Source organism: Nocardia mikamii NBRC 108933, from assembly GCF_001613505.1.
Lineage (GTDB): Bacteria > Actinomycetota > Actinomycetes > Mycobacteriales > Mycobacteriaceae > Nocardia > Nocardia mikamii.
In genome coordinates, this window is sequence record NZ_BDCM01000012.1 from 19,923 (window position 1) to 38,291 (window position 18,369).

An 18,369-nucleotide genomic window follows, 5' to 3' on the forward strand; every position below is an offset into this window, starting at 1 on the left:
CCGCGATGTCAGAGCGGTTTGCGCAGAGCGGCCATGAACATCGCGTCGGTGCCGTGCCGGTGGGGCCACAGTTGGGCGGCGGGTCCGTCGCCGGTGTCGGTGACTCCCGGCAGCAGCGTGCGGGTGTCGAGTTGTTCGGCGTCGCAGCGGCGGACGAAATCGGAGACGACCGAGACGGTTTCGGCCAGGTGCGGGGAACAGGTGGAATACACCACCACACCGCCCGGGCGTAGCAGTTCCCATGCGGCGGTGAGCAATTGGCTCTGCAGGGTGGTCAGGTCGCGCACATCTGCGGGGGTGCGCCGCCACCTCGCCTCCGGGCGCCGGCGCAGCGCGCCCAGCCCGGTGCACGGCGCGTCGACGAGGATGCGGTCGTAGCCGGGTTCCAGCCCGGAGTCGCGGCCGTCGACCACATGCACGCTGACCGGAAGCCCGCGAGTCGCCTTGCGCACCAGATCGGCTCGGTGTTCGGCGGGTTCGACGGCGTCGACCCGATACCTGTCGATATCGGCCAGAGCGCCCAGCAGGGCGGTCTTACCGCCGGGGCCGGCACACAGATCGAGCCAGCGCCCGCCGTCCTCACCGAGCAACGGCGCCCGGGTCAGCGACAACGCGACCAGCTGGCTGCCCTCGTCCTGGACCGCGGCCATACCCTCGCGCACCGCTTCCAGCTGCCCCGGATCGCCGCTGTCCAGGTACACCGCATACGGTGACCAGCGGCCCTCCTCACCACCACTGACCAGCGCCAATTCCTCGGCGGTGATATCGCCGGGCCGCGCCACCAGGTGCACGATGGGCCGTTCGTCGTCGGCGGCGAGCAGTTCGCGCAGCTCCCCCGCCCGCGCACCGAGGGCGTCGGCGAAGGCCTGCGCGATCCAGACCGGATGCCCGAATTCGAATGCCGCACGCCCGATCGGATCCCGCGGCGCCAGATCCTCCACCCACTGCTCCGGTGTCCGCGCCGCCGCGCGGCGGAGGACCGCGTTCACGAAACCGGCTTTGCCGCTACCGGATTCGGTGCGCACCAGATCGACCGACGTATCCACCGCGGCGTGCGATCCCACCCGGGTCCGCAGCAGTTGGTACACGCCCAGACGCAGCACGTCGAGCAGCGGGCCGTCGATCTCCGCGATCGGGCGTCCCGCGCATTCGGCGATCACCGCATCGAGGACGCCCGTCGCGCGGCAGGAGCCGTAGGCGAGTTCGGTCGCGAAAGCCGCGTCGCGCCCGGACAATCCGTATTCGCGCAGCAGGACGGGAAGCACGAGATTGGCATACGCGTCGCGCTCACGCACCGCTCGCAGCACGTCCCGGGCGACCAGCCTGGGAGCGTCACCCACCACACCGCGTCGTCCCTGGGGCCGGGTCACGGGGCGACCGGTCCGCCGCACATCACGGTCCGCACGACGAGAGTCCGCGCCCTGAGCCGAATCGTCGCCGCGAGACGAATCCTGACGCGTGCTCCGCCTCGGGTCGGCGCCCCGCGACGTTTTTCCGGCGCCCCCGGCACCGCGAGCACCACTCGCGCCGGAGCGTCGTCCACGGTCGTCCGACGAATCGCGCCCCTCGCCCCGGCGAGCCCGGGCAGCGTCACCACCCCGGCCGCCCGAACCTCTCTCCGCGTCGCCGCGACGCCGAGAATCGTTGTCCGCCCGGTTTTTACCGCGGCGCGCATCGTCGGCTCGCCGCCCGTCACGGTCCCGGTCGTTGCCTGCGCGTGGGTCGGTCACTCGACCACCGCGCCGGGTTCCAGGCGTGCGCCGCGGGCCCAGTCCAGGGCCGCCATCATCCGTTTACCCTGGGGCTGCACCTGATCCAAGCGCACGGCGGTGGTGGCGGTGCCGATGTAGACACCGGACTTCCGGACCTCGATCACCCGCTCGGGCAGTTGGTCCTCGACCAGTTCGACCGGACCGAGTTTCAGTCGCTTACCGTCGATTTCGGTCCACGCCCCCGGCGCGGGAGTGACGGCGCGAATCCGGCGGCCGACCGCCAGCGCCGGTTGATCCCAGCGGATGTGTCCCTCGTCGGCCTCCACCTTGGGCGCATAGGAGACACCCTCCCCGGATTGCGGCACGGCCTGGACGGTGCCGTCCTCGATTCCGTCGAGGGTGGATTCGAGCAGTTGCGCACCGGAGACCGACAACCGCTCCAGCAGGGCGCCGGCGGTATCGGTGATGCCGATGCGTTCGGTGACCACGCCGTAGACCGGCCCCGTGTCCAGACCTTCCTCGATGCGGAAGGTCGAGGCGCCGGTGATCTCATCGCCGGCCAGTACCGCCGCCTGCACCGGTGCCGCGCCCCGCCAGGCGGGCAGCAACGAGAAGTGCAGGTTGACCCAGCCGTGGCGCGGGATGTCGAGCACCACCCGCGGCAGCAGCGCGCCGTAGGCCACCACCGGACAACAGTCGGGTTTCAGATCCGTCAGTGCCGCAACGAATTCCGGCTCCGAGGGTTTGCGCGGGGTCAGCACCGGAATGCCGTATTCGTCGGCCAGCCGACCGATCGGCGAGCGTGTCACCTTGCGACCGCGCCCGGCCACCGCATCCGGCCGAGTCACCACCGCCACCACCTCGTGGCGCTCGGATTCGAGCAGCCGCCGCAGGGACGGCACGGCCGGTTCGGGAGTCCCCGCGAAGACCAGGCGCATCTACTCGCCCCGCCCGGACTCGGGACGGCTGCCGGCGACCTCGGCCGCCGACATCACCGTCTTACCGGCGACGAACCACTCCGATTCCCGCACCGCGCGCATGGCCTGCTTGCGGGTGGCCGGTTCCAGCCGCTGCAGATACAACACGCCGTCGAGATGATCGGTTTCGTGCTGCACGCAGCGGGACAGCAGCCCCTCGGCCTCGAATTTCACCGGCTCACCATGCATATCGACCCCGCGCGCGACCACGCGGTGGGCACGGGTCACGTCGTAGCGCAGTCCCGGGATCGACAGGCAACCCTCCGGGCCGGTCTGCTCGTCGGTGCCGAGCACTTCGAACACCGGATTCACGACGTGTCCGGCGGCCTCACCGGTGTCGTAGACGAACACCCGCAGACCGACACCGATCTGCGGCGCGGCCATGCCGACGCCGCGACTGGCGTGCATGGTGTCGGTGAGGTCGGTGACCAGCTGCTCGAGCTCCCTGTCGAAGGCGTCGACCTCGTCCGCGCGGGCACGCAGGACGGGATCGCCGAACAGGCGAACGGGCTGGATTGTCACAGGCATACTCCCGGGCGAGACGACATTGCGGTCGCTCCAGTTTACGGGCGGCCGGAAATCCGTTTCGTCAGGAAGCCGCCCCCCAGGATCACCTCACCGAATCCGGTGCCCAGCTGTACGTACGCGCGGCGCGGCAGCGGCGCGCGCTCGGGGTCGAGCAGATGAGCAGCAGCTGCTGCACGTACGGGTCGTACACCATGTGGCAATTCCCGGTCACGCGCGCACCCGGACCGATCGGAGCGATGCCGGTATAGGGCTGGATGATCTCGTCGACGGCTGCCGACGGCGGTGTATCGCACACCGGGCACGGTGTCGCCGCCCGCGTCGGGTTCGCGTATGAACGGCGAGCCCGGAGCCTGCCGCACAGCGGCCGGCGACGTGACTGCGCCGCGCGGACCGGCGTGTGTGACGGGACGCTGTATTCGCCTCACTCGGCCGCGGGGGTGTCGTCGTCGGCGAGAATCCGGTAGATCGAACGCCGGGCCTCGGTGAGGACCTCGGCGGCCTTACCGGCCTGTTCGGGAGTGCCGGCGCGAGCGACCTGTCCGACCGCACCCATCAGCTGGCCGACCAGTTCGCGCAGGTCCAGCGCCTGATCGCCGACGCCCTCGCGGACGTCCTGCCAGGGATCGCCCAGCTCGTCGCGGTGTTCGGTGACGTACTCGGCGCCCGCGTCGGTCAGTTTCGCGGTTTTGCGTCCGGCCACCTTCTCGATGATCACCAGGCCCTCGTCCTCGAGCTGGGACAGCGCCGGGTAGATCGAACCGGGGCTGGGCCGCCAGATGTCGTCGCTACGCTCGCGGATCTGCTGGATCAGCTCGTAGCCGTGCATCGGCCGTTCCTGTACGAGCAGCAGGATCGCCGCGCGGACATCTCCGCGCCGTCCGCGCCCACCGCGACCGCGACCGCGACCGACATGGCCGCCCGGACCGAATCCGGGCCCGAAGTCCGGACCGAAGGGTCCGAAGCCGTGTCCGCGGGGGTGGCGGCGGAACTGTTCGTGTCCGCCGCGTTCCTGCGGGTCCGGCCGGGGTCCGCGACGGCGGCCGCGACCGAACCTGTCCATGTTGTCCATGCGTTCCATGATTGCCTCCTCAGGCATTGTCTTACGTTGACGCAATCAACGATATATCGGCAATGCATCTTTGACAAGTATGGGACGCGCCACTACGGGGCCGCGGTTCAGGCCGCGAGCGAATCGATCCAGCGTTCCAGCCGCTCGCCTTCCGTGCGCATCAGCTCCGGATCGCGAAAGGTATTGGTGAGCAAGGAGATTCCCTGATAGGAGGCAATGAGCGCGACGGCCAGTTCGCGCGCGTCGGCGCGGCCCATCTCCTCGAATTGCCGCTGAACCCAGGTCAGCAGGACGCCCATCACCTCGGCCAGTTCCTGCTCCATTCCGTCGGAGCGTTTGTCGAGTTCGGTGGCCAGGGTTCCGGACGGGCAACCGTATCGGGCCGCGAGATCGCGTTGGCCGACCCAGGACCGGATCAACGCCCGCACCCGATCGACCGGCCGGGGTTTTCGGTCGAGTTCGGCGAGGAAGCCGTCCAGGGTGTGGGCGTGAGCGCCGATCGCCGCCTGGATCAGCTGATCCTTGGTCTTGAAGTAGTAGTACACGTTGCCGACCGGCACCTCGGCGGCCCGGGCGATGTCCGCGATCGTCGTCTTCTCCACCCCTTGCCGATGAAACACCTCGGCGGCCGCGGCGGCGAGCCGTTCGCGCTTACCACCGGCCCGCTTGCTGTCGACTGAGTTAGTCATACAACTAACTATAGACACCACGTCGGAGATGCCGTACGGTCATGTTAGTCAGTCAACTAACTAAGGAGTGCAGATGATCGTGGTAACCGGAGCGACCGGTAATGTCGGCCGGCCGCTGGTGCGGATGCTCGCCGAGGCCGGCGAAAAGGTGACCGCCGTATCCCGCCGCCGTCCCGACGACCTTCCCCACGGCGTGCGGCACATCGCGGCCGATCTGACGAATACGGACGAGGTGACGGCAGCCCTCGACGGTGCCGAACAGCTGTTTCTCCTGCTCGCGCCGGGATCTCTCGCAGCAGATGTGCCGGGAGTGCTGGCCGCGGCGCGGGATGCGGGAGTGCGGCGCGTCGTCCTGTTGTCGTCCCAGGGCGTCGGAACCCGGCCCGACAGCGCCTCGCACGGACAGTTCGGAAAACAGGTCGAAGTCGCCGTCCAGGACTCGGGGCTGGAATGGACCATATTGCGGCCGAGCGGTTTTCAATCGAACGTCGCGATGTGGGCGGACGCGGTGCGCACACAGCGAACGGTCACCGCGCCGTTCGGTGACACCGCGATCCCCTTCGTGGACCCCGACGATATCGCCGCCGTGGCCGCCGTCGCCCTGCGCGAGCCCGGCCACGCCGGCCGGACCTACGTGCTGACCGGCCCCGCGCCCGAATCGCCGCGTGATCGTGTGCGGGACCTGGCCGAAACGCTCGGCGAGCCGGTCCGTTTCGTCGAGCAGACAGCCGAGCAGGCGTACGCGCAGCTGCTCACCGTGATGCCCGCCGACGCCGCCGACACCACGCTGGCGATCATCGGTGCGCCGACTGCCGAGGAACTGCGGGTCAGCGGCGATGTCGAGGCGGTCCTCGGCCGGGCGCCGCAGCCCTTCTCGGCGTGGGCGCGACGCAACATCGACATGTTCCGCTGACCGTCGCCCCGCGCCCGGCACGCCGAATTCGGTTGTGCGTCAGCCGATGTCGACCGGATCGATCTGCACTCGCAACGGACCGTCCGAGCGATGACTGCTACGTACCGCGAGGGCGGCGGCCAGTGCGCGCGACAGCGCCGAGCCCGCCCGCCGGTCGACCCGGAGAATCATCCGTTCGACCTCGGCGGGCGCGGCGTCGCCGGAGAACGGCGTGCGGGCGCCGGGCGGCAGCGGTACCGGGCCCAGCACTTCGACGCCGTCCGGAAGTGCCGTCTCACCGAGGAGCTCGCCGATGGTGGCGGTCGTACCGTCCACGGCGGCCAAACGCACCGCGGGCGGGAAGCGGACCTCGCTGCGTGCGGCCAGCTCGTCGCGGGCGTGGCCGATCGGATCCCAGCGCACCAGCGCCTGCACGGTCGGCAACGCCGGTTCGGCCATCACGAGCACTTCGCCGGTCGGGCGGACCAGGGCGGCCGCGGACATCCAGCGCCGCAGCGCATCCTCGGCGGCCCGCAGGTCCGCTCGGCCGAGCAGCGCCCAGCCGTCGAGCAGCAGTGCCACCGCGTAGCCGCCCGGCACCGTGGGCTCGGCACCGATGGTCGCCACCACCACCTGGGGGCCGTCCGGCACCGCGTCCAGCACCCCGGTGCCGCCCGAACCGCGGATGGGCACACCGGGAAAGGCGCGGCCCAGTTCCTCCGCGGTGCGCTGGGCGCCGATCACCACCGCCCGCAGCACCCGCGAACCGCACGTGCCACACCGGAAGGCCGGTTCCACCTTGCCGCACCAGCGACAGTTCGGGCTCTGGGCCATATCCCCGGAACCCTTGCTGCCCAACGGGACTCCCGGCGGCCGACGCTCGTCCGGGGCGCCGGCCGCCGCCCCACCCCGGGGATCATCGGCCGGTCGGGCATCCCGCCTGCCCCAGGTACCGCTCTCCGGCAACGACAGCGGTCCGTTGCAGTGACGGCAGCGGGCCGGGGTGCGGCATTTCGCGCACGCCAGGGCGGGGACGTATCCGCGCCGCGGCACCTGAACCAGCACCGGATCGCCCGCGGCGAGGGCCCGGCGCGCCGCGGCGAAAGCGGTGCCGGGGATGCGGATCGCCCGCGCCATCGGGTCGCGCTCCAGCGCGATATCGCTGTCACCCGGCGCGTGGATTCGAGGGGTATTGGCGCGCAACGTCTTCCGGTCGGCGATCAGATCATGTGCCCATCCGGATTCCACGATGGCCTGTGCCTCCGCCGTCCGCGCGAACCCGGCTACCACGAATGCCGCACCGGTTTCGTGCGCGCGCAACATCGCCACCTCACGGGCGTGCGGATAGGGTGCGCGCGGTTCGGCATAGGTGTCGTCGCCGTCGTCCCACACCACGATCAGGCCCAGCTCCCGCGCCGGCGCGAAGACCGCACTGCGCGTCCCCACCACGACCCGCGCCGACCCGCGCAACACCGCGAGCCAGCGCCGGTACCTCGCCGCGGGTCCCAGCCCCGCCGACAAGCCGACCACCGAATCTCCCACCAGCGCGGCACAATCCGCGACCACCCGGTCCAGATCGCGCTGATCGGGAACCATCACGATCACGCTGCGGCCGCTCGCGACCGTCGTCGCCGCCAACTCCGCGAGCCGACGCGGCCACTCCTCACCGGGCATCGCCTGCCAGGCCGCGCGCGGACCGCTGCCCCGCCGCAGGGCGGACAGGAACGACTCGCCGTGCACATAGCGGGACCAGGCCGGGAAATCTTCCGGAATCTCCGGCAGTTCCACAGGTTTCGGTTCGGCCGCTTCGGTGCGCGCATGGCGCGGTGGAATCGCCAGCCGCAGCACGTCGGCGCGGGTGCCGGCGTATCGCGCGGCGACCGCGGACACCAGCCGGACGGTGTCCGGGGTCAGCACCCGTTCACCGGACACCACCCGCTGCAGCGGCTGTATTTTGCCGGAATGCTCTGTGCGCGTGAGCCGTTCGAGAACATATCCGTCGACCAGGCGGCCGGAGAAGCGCACCCGCACGCGCACCCCGGGCTGGGCGAGCTCGTCCATCTCCGGTGGCACCGAATAGTCGAAATCGCGGTCCAGATGGGCGGGTTCGAGCAACGGCAGCACCCGGGCGATCGGCTTGTCGAGCCGGGCGCCGCGGGCCTTGTCGCCGCCGGTTTCCGCGGGCTGTTCGGCGGACGACGAGGCGGGCACGCAAACGGCGCCCTCCGTCGGAACGGAGGGCGCCGTCGGTTCTACCGCTTCCGCCACGGCAGGCGCGGACCCGATCAGAGACCGGCGGCCGCGCGCAGCTTGTCGGCGCGGTCGGTGCGCTCCCACGGCAGGTCGATGTCGGTGCGGCCGAAGTGACCGTAGGCGGCGGTCGGCGCGTAGATCGGCCGCAGCAGGTCCAGGTCGCGGATGATCGCACCCGGGCGCAGGTCGAAGACCTCGCTGATCGCCTTCGAGATCTGCGACGGATCGACCTGCTCGGTGCCGAACGTCTCGACGAACAGGCCCACCGGGGCGGCCTTGCCGATCGCGTAGGCCACCTGGACCTCGACGCGGTCGGAGAGTCCGGCGGCGACCACGTTCTTGGCTACCCAGCGCATGGCGTAGGCGGCCGAGCGGTCCACCTTCGACGGATCCTTACCGGAGAAGGCGCCACCGCCGTGACGGGCCATACCGCCGTAGGTGTCGACGATGATCTTGCGGCCGGTCAGGCCGGCATCGCCCATCGGACCGCCGAGGACGAACTTGCCGGTGGGGTTGACCAGCAGCCGGATATCGGAGGTGTCGAGCGGGTTGGGCAGTTCCAGATCGGCCAGCACCGCGTCGACGACCTTCTCCCGGATATCGGGCGCCAGCAGATTGTCCAGGTCGATATCGGCAGCATGCTGGGTCGAGAGCACCACCGTGTCGAGCCGGACCGGACGATCCCCCTCGTATTCGATGGTGACCTGGGTCTTGCCGTCCGGGCGCAGGTAGGGCAGCACACCGGACTTGCGGACCTCGGTCAGCCGCCGCGAGAGCCGGTGCGCCAGCGCGATCGGCAGCGGCATCAGCTCGGGGGTCTCCTTGGTGGCGTATCCGAACATCAGGCCCTGGTCACCGGCGCCCTGGCGTTCGATCTCGTCGTCGGACCCGCCGACGCGCGCCTCGTGCGAGTGATCGACACCCTGCGCGATATCGGGCGACTGGGCGCCGATGGCGACGTTCACGCCGCAGGAGGCGCCGTCGAAGCCCTTCGCCGAGGAGTCGTAGCCGATCTCGAGCACCTTCTCGCGCACGATGGTCGGAATATCGGCGTAGGCCTCGGTGGTGACCTCACCGGCGACATGGACCTGACCGGTGGTTACCAGGGTCTCGACCGCCACCCGGCTGTGCGGGTCCTCGGTGAGCAGCGCGTCGAGGATGGAATCGCTGATCGCGTCACAGATCTTGTCCGGGTGACCCTCTGTGACGGACTCACTCGTGAATAGCCGGCTACCGGACGTGCGCACAGTTGTTCCCTCTCCCTCAACGGGTTTCTCATGTCGGGATGCGACAGTAGCGGCATCGCGTCACCGCACAACCCTTTACCTCAGACTATTCCAAACTTGCCACGGCCGGGCGGAGCGGCGGCGTTCGGGCCCTCGCACCGGCCGCCACGGGCATCCCGGCCGCGTCGCCACGGCGGCGGGGCGGCCGAACAGCTTGCGGCTCAACGCAACAGCGGGCCCAGCGCATCGAGAACCCGGCTGGCGAGCAGCGCCTTGGAACCGTGATCCAGCGCCTGTTCGGTGCCGTCGGCGCCGAGCAGCCAGCCGTCGTTGTTGTCGACCTCGAACGCCTTACCCTCGCCGACGGCATTGACCACCAACAGGTCACAGCCCTTGCGAGCCAGTTTCGCTCGCGCGTGGGTCAGCACATCGCCGTGTTCGTCGCCGGTTTCGGCGGCGAAACCGACAATCGCCAGGCCGCCGAGCTGCCCGTCGCGCCGCGCCTGCACCAGCCCGGCCAGAATGTCGCGATTCTTGGTCAGCTCGATCGAATTCGGTTCGTGCGCACCCTTTTTGATTTTCGCGGCGGCCACGTTGACCGGCCGGAAATCGGCGACCGCGGCGGCCATGATGACGGCGTCCGCGCCCACGGAGTGCTTGTCGACGGCGGTGCCCATCTGCTCGGCGGTCGTCACGTGCACGACCTCGACCGCGGCGGGCGGCTCCAGGCCGATGGTGTTTCCGGCGATCAGGGTGACCTGGGCGCCCCGCTGAGCGGCTACCCGGGCCATGGCATAGCCCTGCTTCCCGGAACTGCGATTGCCGAGGAACCGCACCGGATCGAGCGGTTCGCGGGTACCACCCGCGGAGACGACGACGCGGCGCCCTTCCAGATCCCGGGGCAGCGCGTCGGAGCGCTCGAGCAGCAGCGAGGCCAGCGCGAAGATCTCCTCCGGTTCGGGCAGGCGGCCGGGACCGGTATCGGCGCCGGTGAGCCGCCCGGAGGCCGGTTCCATCACGGTCGAGCCGTGTGCGCGCAGCGTGGCGACGTTGGCGATCGTGGCCGGATGCTCCCACATCTCGGTGTGCATGGCGGGAGCGAAGACCACCGGACATCGGGCGGTGAGCAGTGTGGCGGTGAGCAGATCGTCGGCGCGGCCGGAGGCGGCGCGCGCCATCAGATCGGCGGTGGCCGGGGCGATGACCACCAGATCGGCCTCCTGGCCGATGCGCACGTGCGGCACCTCCGGCACATCGGCGAAAACCCCGGTGTGCACCGGATTGCCCGACAGCGCCTCGAAGGTGGCCTTACCGACGAACTGCAGTGCGGACTCGGTGGGAATGACTCGGACGTCGTGCCCGGTCTCGGTGAACTTGCGCACCAGCGAGCACGCCTTGTAGGCGGCGATCCCGCCGCCCACGCCGACAACGATTCGCATCTGAATCAAGCCTCTTCGGTCCGGTGGAGAGACAGCGGGTTACGACCGCAGGGTCACTCGCCCTCGGTGTGTTCGAGCAGGTCGGAGTGGATCTCGCGCATGGCGACCGAGAGCGGCTTCTCCTGCAGGCCCGGCTCGACCAGCGGACCCACGTACTCGAGGATGCCGTCGCCGAGCTGGTTGTAGTAGTCGTTGATCTGACGCGCCCGCTTGGCGGCGTAGATGACCAGCGCGTACTTGGACGACGTGCGCTCGAGCAACTCGTCGATCGGCGGGTTGGTGAGGCCGACCGGGGTGTCGTAGGCGGGCACGGTCTTGGTGTCGCTCACTAGGGAGGCTCCTGCGGGTCGATGGGGAGTTGCTGTTCGAGAGGAGTTCGCGGATCGCCCGCGGTCATCTCGAATTTGTGCTAACGAACAACGATACCAACTGCTCACAGGCCGTGGTCACGTCGTCGTTCACGATCACGATGTCGAACTCGTCACAGGCGGCGAGTTCGGTCTTCGCGGTGGCGAGCCGGCGCTCGATCACCTCGGGTGATTCGGTGCCGCGGCCGGTCAGCCGGGCCACGAGTTCCTCCCAGCTGGGCGGGGCCAGAAAGACCAGCAGCGCCTCGGGCATCGCCGCTCGGACCGAGCGGGCGCCGGCGAGGTCCACCTCCACCAGGACCGGTTTCCCGGCGGCCAGTGCCGCCTTCACCGGAGCGGCCGGGGTACCCGACCGTTGCAGGCCGCCGTGAATGTCGGCCCATTCGAGTAGTTCGCCTTCTTCGATCATGGTGTCGAAGTCGGCACGGGTCACGAACCGGTAGTCACGGCCGTCGACCTCCCCGGGCCGGGGGGCCCGGGTGGTGGCCGACACACTGAACACCAGTTCCGGCAGCCGTTCCCGGACGCAACGGACCACGGTGGACTTGCCGACGGCCGAGGGGCCGACCAGTACTACCAGCCGACCCTTCTGTGTGTGTTCGACCACCCTCGGATCAGGCTTCGAAGTCGAACTTCGCCAGCAGCGCCTTGCGCTGCCGGTCGCCCAGGCCCCGCAGCCGGCGGGTCGGCGCGATCTCCAGCTCGCTCATGATCTCGGCCGCCTTGACCTTGCCGACCTTGGGCAGGGCCTCCAGCAGCGCGGATACCTTCATCTTGCCGAGGACCTCGTCGGTCTCGGCGTCCTTCAGGACCGTCTTCAGGTCAGTGCCGCCACGCTTCAAGCGCTCCTTGAGCTCTGCCCGAGCGCGGCGAGCGGCAGCCGCCTTCTCCAAAGCAGCGGCGCGCTGCTCGTCAGTCAGCTGGGGAAGGGCCACGGTTCCTCCGTCTCATCGTTCATTGCTAGATCTACCTCCGGTAACCCGGTGGTCTCAGCGACCGTACCCACGCGGCGCTCCGATTGCGAACCCACCCCCCAGGTCAGCGCCCGATTCGGGTATTCCGGCCCGTTACCGGGCAGGTCACGCGACCGAATGCGCCCAGTCGCGACGCCTGGCCCGAGGATTTCGCCAACACGCCGATGACCTGGGCTTATCCCGCTTCCAACGGGTTCGCCGGTGGTTCGGAGGCCGGCCGGATGCGGCCGTAACCGACCCGTAATCGCGCGACCTGGAACTTTCTGAAGATTTTCCGCGTGTCGCGAATTTTTACCCCAGCGTGTCGCGGCGTGGCGTGCCAGCGGGGACCCGCTCGGCACCGATCGGCGACGCGCGGAACAGGGCCGTACGACACTCCGGAAGGGCCGCTGAGCCGGAAAAACACGTGTGTGTAACTTCCACCCGGGAACGAGCACATACGCGCGCGAACGAGCCGCAAACGCAAACAAACCGGTCGCCTTCCGAAGGGGTAGCCGGTGCCCGGCCCGGCGGCGCGTCGCGGACGCGATCCGCCCGGGCGCGCGACGGCTCGCGCCGGACCCGGGCGGAACGGATCAGGCCTGCAGGAAGGCGAATTCGTCGGCGAGCTTGTGCATTTTGGTGCGCATCGCCGCGACCGAAGGCCCGGCGCCGAGCAATTCCCGGGAGACGTTGGGGACCACGGCCGCGAACCGGTCGGACGGGATCAGCGCGCGGATCGATTCCGCGCCCCCGCCCTGCGCGCCGACGCCGGGCATCAGGACCGGACCGTTGAGCTTGCTTACGTCGACCGGCTCGGTGAGGGTCGCGCCGACCACGACGCCGACCGATCCGAATTCTTCCCCGGCGTTGCAGCCGGCCGCCTCGTCGATCATGATCTGCGCGACACTGCGCCCGTCGGCCGCGGTGACGCGCTGCACCTGGGCGGCCTCCGGATTCGAGGTGGCAGCCAGGACGAAGACCCCGCGCCCGGCCGACCGCGCGGCGTCGAGCGCGGGCGAGAGCGCACCGAAGCCGAGGTACGGCGATACCGTCACCGCATCACTGGCCAGCGGACCGTCACCCAGCCAGGCCCGCGTGTAGGCGGCCATGGTCGAGCCGATGTCGCCGCGCTTGGCGTCGGCCAGCACCAGCGTGCCGGCCTCACGCAGCGCGGCGATGGTGTCCTCGAGCACCACGATCCCACCGGAGCCGTACTCCTCGAAGAACGCCACCTGGGGTTTCACCAGCGCCACCCGGCCCGCGAACACCTCGACACAGATGTCGGAGAACCGTTTCAGGCCCTCGACGTCTTCGCCGAGTCCCCAGGCACGCAGCAACTGCGGATGGGGATCGATACCGGCGCACAGCGGGCCCAGCCGGCCCATCGCGTCGGCCAATCGCGGGCCGAACGGCGTCACCGGCTCGCCCCGGCGCCCGCCAGCTCGTCCCCGGCATGCGCGGTCGGGGTCTGCGCACCGGCGGTCCCGGATTCGGCGTAGGCGTCCTCACCGCCGTAGGCGAGCAGTTCGTCGGCCTGGGCGAGAACCTCGTCCGCGCGGGCGAGCACCGCGTCGGTGAGCGCGTCCGCCTCTGCGTCGGCATCGGGCGCCGGCTTGCGCCCGATCGGCGGGATCGCCCGGAAACCGACCGTGCTGTAGCCGCCGACGTTGCGCATCCGGCGGATGTCGCCGCCTCCCGGCGGCGCTGCCTCCGCCGCGCCGAATCCCCGAATCCGCCGAGTCGTCGCCCGACCGGCCCCCGGGGGCCGGACTCCCGCGCCGAAACCGATGGCTCCCACCGTTATCTCTCCTCTTAGCCGCGCAATACGGCGTGCAGCTCCTGCAGCGAGCGCACCCCGATACCGCCGTTGATGGTTGCTTCGATGCCCTGTACGGCTGCAGCCGCACCCTGAACCGTCGTGATGCACGGAATGTTGGCGCCCACCGCGGCGGTACGAATCTCGTAACCGTCCACGCGGGGCCCGGAGTTACCGTAAGGCGTGTTGAACACGATGTCGATCTCGCCGTCCTTGATCTGATCGACGATCGACGGTTCGATCGGCTCGCCGTTGCCGGACGCGGGCACCGGATCGGACTGCTTGCGCACCCGTTCACACGGAATCCCGTTGCGCCGCAACATCTCCGCGGTGCCCTCGGTGGCGAGGATCCGGAAGCCCAGATCGTGCAGCCGCTTGACCGGGAACACCATGGCCCGCTTGTCGCGATTGGCGATCGAGACGAACACCGTGCCGGCGACCGGCAGCGAACCGTAGGCCGCGGACTGGCTCTTGGCGAAGGCGGTACCGAAGTCGGCGTCGATACCCATCACCTCACCGGTGGACTTCATCTCCGGCGACAGCAGCGAATCGATGCCCGTGCCGTCGGGACGGCGGAACCGGTGGAAGGGCAGCACCGCTTCCTTCACCGCGACCGGGGCATCCATCGGCGCGTGCCCGCCATCGCCCTCGGCGGGCAGGATGCCCTCCTTGCGCAATTCGGCGATGGTCGTACCCAGCATCACTCGCGCGGCGGCCTTGGCCAGCTGCACGCCGGTGGCCTTGGAGACGAACGGCACCGTACGGCTGGCGCGCGGATTGGCCTCGAGTACGTAGAGCACGTCGTCCTTGAGCGCGTACTGCACGTTGAGCAGGCCCTTGACGCCGATCCCCTTGGCCAGTGCGGCGGTCGAGCGCCGGACCGCCTCGATATCGCTGCGGCCCAGAGTGATCGGCGGCAGCGCGCACGCCGAGTCGCCGGAGTGGATACCGGCCTCCTCGATGTGCTCCATCACGCCGCCGAGGTAGACCTCCTCGCCGTCACAGAGCGCGTCGACGTCGATCTCGATGGCGTCTTCCAGGAAGCGGTCGACCAGCACCGGATGTTCGGGGCTGAGTTCGGTGGCGCGCGAGATGTAGCCCTCGAGCGAGTTCTCGTCGTAGACGATCTCCATACCGCGCCCGCCCAGCACATAGGACGGGCGGACCAGCACCGGATAACCGATTTCGGCCGCGATCTGCTTGGCCTGCTCGAACGTGGTGGCGGTGCCGTACTTCGGCGCGGGCAGACCGGCGGCGACCAGGACGTCGCCGAATTCGCCGCGATCCTCGGCCAGGTCGATCGCCGCCGCGGAGGTGCCGACCACCGGCACCCCGGCGTCGGTGAGCCGCTGCGCCAGACCCAGCGGCGTCTGCCCGCCGAGCTGCACGATCACCCCGGCGACCCGGCCCGACTCCGATTCGGAGTGGTACACCTCGAGCACGTCCTCGAAGGTCAGCGGCTCGAAGTAGAGGCGGTCGGCGGTGTCGTAGTCGGTGGAGACGGTCTCCGGGTTGCAGTTGACCATGACCGTCTCATACCCGGCCTGCGACAGGGTTTGCGCGGCGTGCACGCAGGAGTAGTCGAATTCGATGCCCTGGCCGATGCGGTTGGGCCCGGAACCGAGGATGATCACCTTCTCGCGTTCGAGCTGCGGCGCCACCTCCGACTCGGCGGCCGGATCGAGTTCGTAGCTCGAGTAGTGGTACGGCGTCTTGGCCTCGAATTCGGCCGCGCAGGTGTCGACCGTCTTGTACACCGGCCGGATGCCGAGGCGGTGACGCAGTTCGCGCACCCCGTTCTCACCGGCCAGTTCCGGTCGCAGCACGGCGATCTGGCGATCGGACAGGCCGTTGTGCTTGGCGTAGCGCAGCAGCGGCTCGTCCAGCACCGGCGCCTGGGCGATCTCGGCGCGCAGGTCGACCAGTCCGGCGATCTCGGCGACGAACCACGGGTCGATTCCCGAGGCCTGCGCGACGTCCTCGATGCTCGCGCCCAGCCGCAGCGCCCGCTCCACCTGATACAGCCGGCCCTCGGTCGGCACGCGCAGATCGTCGAGGATCTCGGTGACGTCGGTCCAGCGGCCGTCGGGCTGGGTCCAGAACCCGGCCGCCTTGGTCTCCAGCGAGCGCAGCACCTTGCCGAGCGCCTCGGAGAAGTTACGGCCCAGGCTCATCGCCTCACCGACCGACTTCATGGTGGTGGTGAGGGTCGGGTCGGCGCCCGGGAACTTCTCGAACGCGAACCGCGGCGCCTTGACGACCACGTAGTCGAGCGTGGGCTCGAAACAGGCCGGGGTTTCCTTGGTGATGTCGTTGACGATCTCGTCGAGGGTGTAGCCGATGGCCAGTTTCGCCGCGATCTTGGCGATCGGGAAACCGGTTGCCTTGGAGGCCAGTGCGGACGAACGCGAGACGCGCGGATTCATCTCGATGACGATCAGGCGCCCGTCGCGCGGATCCACCGCGAACTGGATGTTGCAGCCGCCGGTGTCGACGCCGACCTCGCGCAGAATCGCGATACCGAGATCGCGCATCTTCTGATATTCGCGGTCGGTGAGGGTCATGGCCGGGGCGACGGTCACCGAATCGCCGGTGTGCACGCCCATCGGGTCCACGTTCTCGATCGAGCAGACGATGACCACGTTGTCGCGGCCGTCGCGCATCAGCTCGAGTTCGTATTCCTTCCAGCCGAGGATCGATTCCTCGATGAGGACGTTGGCGGTGGGCGAGGCGGCCAGGCCGCCGCCGGCGATGCGGTCGAGATCCTCGTCGTTGTAGGCCATGCCCGAGCCCAGGCCGCCCATGGTGAACGAGGGCCGCACGACCACCGGGAAGCCCAGTTCGGCAACGGTTTCGCGCACCTCGTCCATGGTGTAGCACACCTTGGACCGGGCCGACTCGCCGCCGACCTTGGCGACGATGTCCTTGAACTTCTGGCGGTCCTCACCGCGCTGGATGGCCTCGAAGTCGGCGCCGATCAACTCGACGTTGTACTTCTCCAGCACCCCGTTCTCGTGCAGCGCCACCGCGGTGTTGAGTGCGGTCTGGCCGCCCAGGGTCGCGAGGATGGCGTCGGGGCGCTCCTTGGCGATGACCTTCTCGACGAATTCCGGGGTGATCGGCTCGACGTAGGTGGAGTCGGCGAATTCCGGGTCGGTCATGATCGTCGCCGGGTTGGAGTTCACCAGCGACACCCGCAGGCCCTCGGACCGCAGCACCCGGCACGCCTGGGTGCCGGAGTAGTCGAATTCGCAGGCCTGGCCGATGACGATCGGCCCGGAGCCGATGACCAGGATGTGTTTCAGGTCGGTGCGGCGTGGCATCAGGCTTCCTCCATCAAACCCGCGAAGCGGTCGAACAGGTAGGCGGCATCGTGCGGTCCCGCGGCGGCCTCCGGGTGGTATTGCACCGAGAACGCACGACCGTCCACCAGGCGTACCCCTTCGACGGTGCCGTCGTTGGCGCAGGTGTGGCTGACCTCGGCGGTGCCGAACGGGGTCTCGAAGCGCTGTCCGGCCTCCCCCTCGAGCGCGAAGCCGTGGTTCTGCGCGGTGATCGAGACCGCGCCGGTGGCGTGATCGAGGACCGGGACGTTGATGCCGCGGTGGCCGAACTTCATCTTGTACGTGCCCAGGCCCAGCGCGCGGCCGAGGATCTGGTTGCCGAAGCAGATTCCGAACAGCGGAAGTCCTTCGCCCAGAACGGATTTGGTCAGCTCGACCGCGTCGTCCTGAGTGGCCGGGTCGCCGGGTCCGTTGGAGAGGAAGACACCGTCGGGCTTCAGCTCCTTGATCTGGTCCAGCGTGACGCCGGAGGGCACCACGTGCACCCGGATGCCACGCTCGGCGAACATGCGCGGGGTGTTGGTCTTGATACCCAGATCGACCGCTACCACGGTGAACCGGTGCTCACCGGTGGGCTCGATGGTGTACACGCCGTCGGTGGAGACCTCCCCGGCCAGATCGGCGCCGAGCATCGAGGCCTGACCGGTGACCCGGCTCAGCAACTCCTCGGCCGAGGCCGCGGCGGCGTCACCACTGAAGATGCCCGCCTTCATCGAACCGCGGGTGCGCAGGTGACGCACCAGCGCGCGGGTGTCGATACCGGCGATGCCGACGATGTGCTGGCGCTCCAGCTCGTCCTGCAGGGTGGTGGTCGCGCGCCAGTTCGAGGCCCGCTTCGCGGGGTCGCGGACCGCGTACCCGGCCACCCAGATGCGGTTCGACTCGTCGTCCTCGTCGTTCCAGCCGGTGTTGCCGATCTGCGGGGCGGTGGCCACCACGATCTGGCGGTGGTAACTGGGGTCGGTCAGGGTCTCCTGATAGCCGGTCATCGCGGTGCAGAACACCGCTTCGCCGAGCGTCTCGCCCTCGGCGCCGAACCGCCGGCCCCGGAACACCCGTCCGTCCTCGAGCACCATCACCGCGGCGCGGTCGCTCATTCG

The 18,369-nt window shown here is 69.5% G+C and carries 17 protein-coding genes; 1 reads left to right on the top strand and 16 read right to left on the bottom strand.

The features are described from left to right. Positions 1-8: 8 nt before the first annotated feature. The 6 genes from NMI01S_RS14925 to NMI01S_RS14955 form a co-directional block, all read right to left on the bottom strand. Entirely contained in the window at positions 9-1,343 is a 1,335-nt protein-coding gene (locus NMI01S_RS14925) for an RsmB/NOP family class I SAM-dependent RNA methyltransferase (RefSeq protein ID WP_369689908.1), read from the bottom strand. Between the two features lie 383 nt (positions 1,344-1,726). Next, complete coding sequence (fmt, locus tag NMI01S_RS14935; protein WP_062997687.1) at positions 1,727-2,650, bottom strand: methionyl-tRNA formyltransferase; 924 nt, start codon at positions 2,648-2,650, stop codon at positions 1,727-1,729. After that, positions 2,651-3,211 carry a peptide deformylase gene (gene def, locus NMI01S_RS14940; RefSeq protein WP_062997689.1) on the bottom strand — a complete coding sequence of 187 codons (561 nt, stop codon included), beginning with the start codon at positions 3,209-3,211 and terminating at the stop codon, positions 2,651-2,653. An 88-nt stretch (positions 3,212-3,299) separates the two neighbouring features. Further along, complete coding sequence (locus NMI01S_RS14945) at positions 3,300-3,512, bottom strand: hypothetical protein (protein ID WP_062997691.1); 213 nt, start codon at positions 3,510-3,512, stop codon at positions 3,300-3,302. 126 nt (positions 3,513-3,638) lie between these two features. After that, a complete protein-coding gene (locus tag NMI01S_RS14950; protein WP_439956263.1) occupies positions 3,639-4,295 on the bottom strand; it encodes a PadR family transcriptional regulator in 657 nt (218 codons plus the stop codon). 98 nt (positions 4,296-4,393) lie between these two features. After that, positions 4,394-4,975 carry a TetR/AcrR family transcriptional regulator gene (locus tag NMI01S_RS14955; RefSeq protein ID WP_062997693.1) on the bottom strand — a complete coding sequence of 194 codons (582 nt, stop codon included), beginning with the start codon at positions 4,973-4,975 and terminating at the stop codon, positions 4,394-4,396. Between the two features lie 73 nt (positions 4,976-5,048). Here NMI01S_RS14955 and NMI01S_RS14960 point away from each other — a divergent pair, with 73 nt between their 5' ends. Then, complete coding sequence (locus NMI01S_RS14960) at positions 5,049-5,888, top strand: NAD(P)H-binding protein (protein ID WP_062998597.1); 840 nt, start codon at positions 5,049-5,051, stop codon at positions 5,886-5,888. A gap of 39 nt (positions 5,889-5,927) precedes the next feature. Here NMI01S_RS14960 and NMI01S_RS14965 read toward each other — a convergent pair whose 3' ends face one another. The 10 genes from NMI01S_RS14965 to carA all read right to left on the bottom strand — a co-directional run bounded on the left by NMI01S_RS14965 (position 5,928) and on the right by carA (position 18,366). Next, the gene (locus NMI01S_RS14965) at positions 5,928-7,991 is read right to left on the bottom strand and encodes a primosomal protein N' (protein WP_062998600.1); all 2,064 of its coding nucleotides are present in this window, start codon (positions 7,989-7,991) and stop codon (positions 5,928-5,930) included. 161 nt (positions 7,992-8,152) lie between these two features. Continuing rightward, on the bottom strand, positions 8,153-9,367 hold the full coding sequence (gene metK, locus NMI01S_RS14970; protein ID WP_062997695.1) for a methionine adenosyltransferase: 1,215 nt from the start codon (positions 9,365-9,367) through the stop codon (positions 8,153-8,155). Between the two features lie 200 nt (positions 9,368-9,567). Continuing rightward, positions 9,568-10,785: a bifunctional phosphopantothenoylcysteine decarboxylase/phosphopantothenate--cysteine ligase CoaBC gene (gene coaBC / locus NMI01S_RS14975; protein WP_062997697.1), complete on the bottom strand. Its 1,218-nt coding sequence runs from the start codon at positions 10,783-10,785 to the stop codon at positions 9,568-9,570. 53 nt (positions 10,786-10,838) lie between these two features. Further along, the gene (gene rpoZ, locus NMI01S_RS14980; protein WP_025350704.1) at positions 10,839-11,114 is read right to left on the bottom strand and encodes a DNA-directed RNA polymerase subunit omega; all 276 of its coding nucleotides are present in this window, start codon (positions 11,112-11,114) and stop codon (positions 10,839-10,841) included. A gap of 64 nt (positions 11,115-11,178) precedes the next feature. Further along, a complete protein-coding gene (gene gmk, locus NMI01S_RS14985) occupies positions 11,179-11,760 on the bottom strand; it encodes a guanylate kinase (protein WP_039779181.1) in 582 nt (193 codons plus the stop codon). Positions 11,761-11,767: 7 nt separating this feature from the next. Beyond that, positions 11,768-12,088 carry an integration host factor, actinobacterial type gene (gene mihF, locus NMI01S_RS14990; protein ID WP_030513994.1) on the bottom strand — a complete coding sequence of 107 codons (321 nt, stop codon included), beginning with the start codon at positions 12,086-12,088 and terminating at the stop codon, positions 11,768-11,770. Positions 12,089-12,702: 614 nt separating this feature from the next. Beyond that, positions 12,703-13,527 carry an orotidine-5'-phosphate decarboxylase gene (gene pyrF / locus NMI01S_RS14995; protein WP_062997699.1) on the bottom strand — a complete coding sequence of 275 codons (825 nt, stop codon included), beginning with the start codon at positions 13,525-13,527 and terminating at the stop codon, positions 12,703-12,705. Further along, complete coding sequence (locus tag NMI01S_RS15000) at positions 13,524-13,907, bottom strand: hypothetical protein (protein ID WP_062997701.1); 384 nt, start codon at positions 13,905-13,907, stop codon at positions 13,524-13,526. The genes pyrF and NMI01S_RS15000 overlap by 4 nt, the downstream gene beginning before the upstream one ends. 14 nt (positions 13,908-13,921) lie before the next feature. Continuing rightward, positions 13,922-17,248 (bottom strand): carbamoyl-phosphate synthase large subunit, encoded by a 3,327-nt coding sequence (carB, locus tag NMI01S_RS15005; protein WP_062997703.1) that lies wholly within the window; start codon positions 17,246-17,248, stop codon positions 13,922-13,924. Continuing rightward, positions 17,248-18,366: a glutamine-hydrolyzing carbamoyl-phosphate synthase small subunit gene (gene carA, locus NMI01S_RS15010; protein ID WP_062997705.1), complete on the bottom strand. Its 1,119-nt coding sequence runs from the start codon at positions 18,364-18,366 to the stop codon at positions 17,248-17,250. The genes carB and carA overlap by 1 nt, the downstream gene beginning before the upstream one ends. Between the last annotated feature and the right edge of the window lie 3 nt (positions 18,367-18,369).

Excerpts from the sequence above, each read along its gene's own strand:
- carA (WP_062997705.1), bottom strand. The coding sequence starts at position 18,366 with ATGAGCGACCGCGCCGCGGTGATGGTGCTCGAGGACGGACGGGTGTTC.
- NMI01S_RS14960 (WP_062998597.1), top strand. The coding sequence starts at position 5,049 with ATGATCGTGGTAACCGGAGCGACCGGTAATGTCGGCCGGCCGCTGGTG.
- coaBC (WP_062997697.1), bottom strand. The coding sequence starts at position 10,785 with ATGCGAATCGTTGTCGGCGTGGGCGGCGGGATCGCCGCCTACAAGGCG.
- NMI01S_RS14955 (WP_062997693.1), bottom strand. The coding sequence starts at position 4,975 with ATGACTAACTCAGTCGACAGCAAGCGGGCCGGTGGTAAGCGCGAACGG.
- carB (WP_062997703.1), bottom strand. The coding sequence starts at position 17,248 with ATGCCACGCCGCACCGACCTGAAACACATCCTGGTCATCGGCTCCGGG.
- NMI01S_RS14950 (WP_439956263.1), bottom strand. The coding sequence starts at position 4,295 with ATGGAACGCATGGACAACATGGACAGGTTCGGTCGCGGCCGCCGTCGC.
- fmt (WP_062997687.1), bottom strand. The coding sequence starts at position 2,650 with ATGCGCCTGGTCTTCGCGGGGACTCCCGAACCGGCCGTGCCGTCCCTG.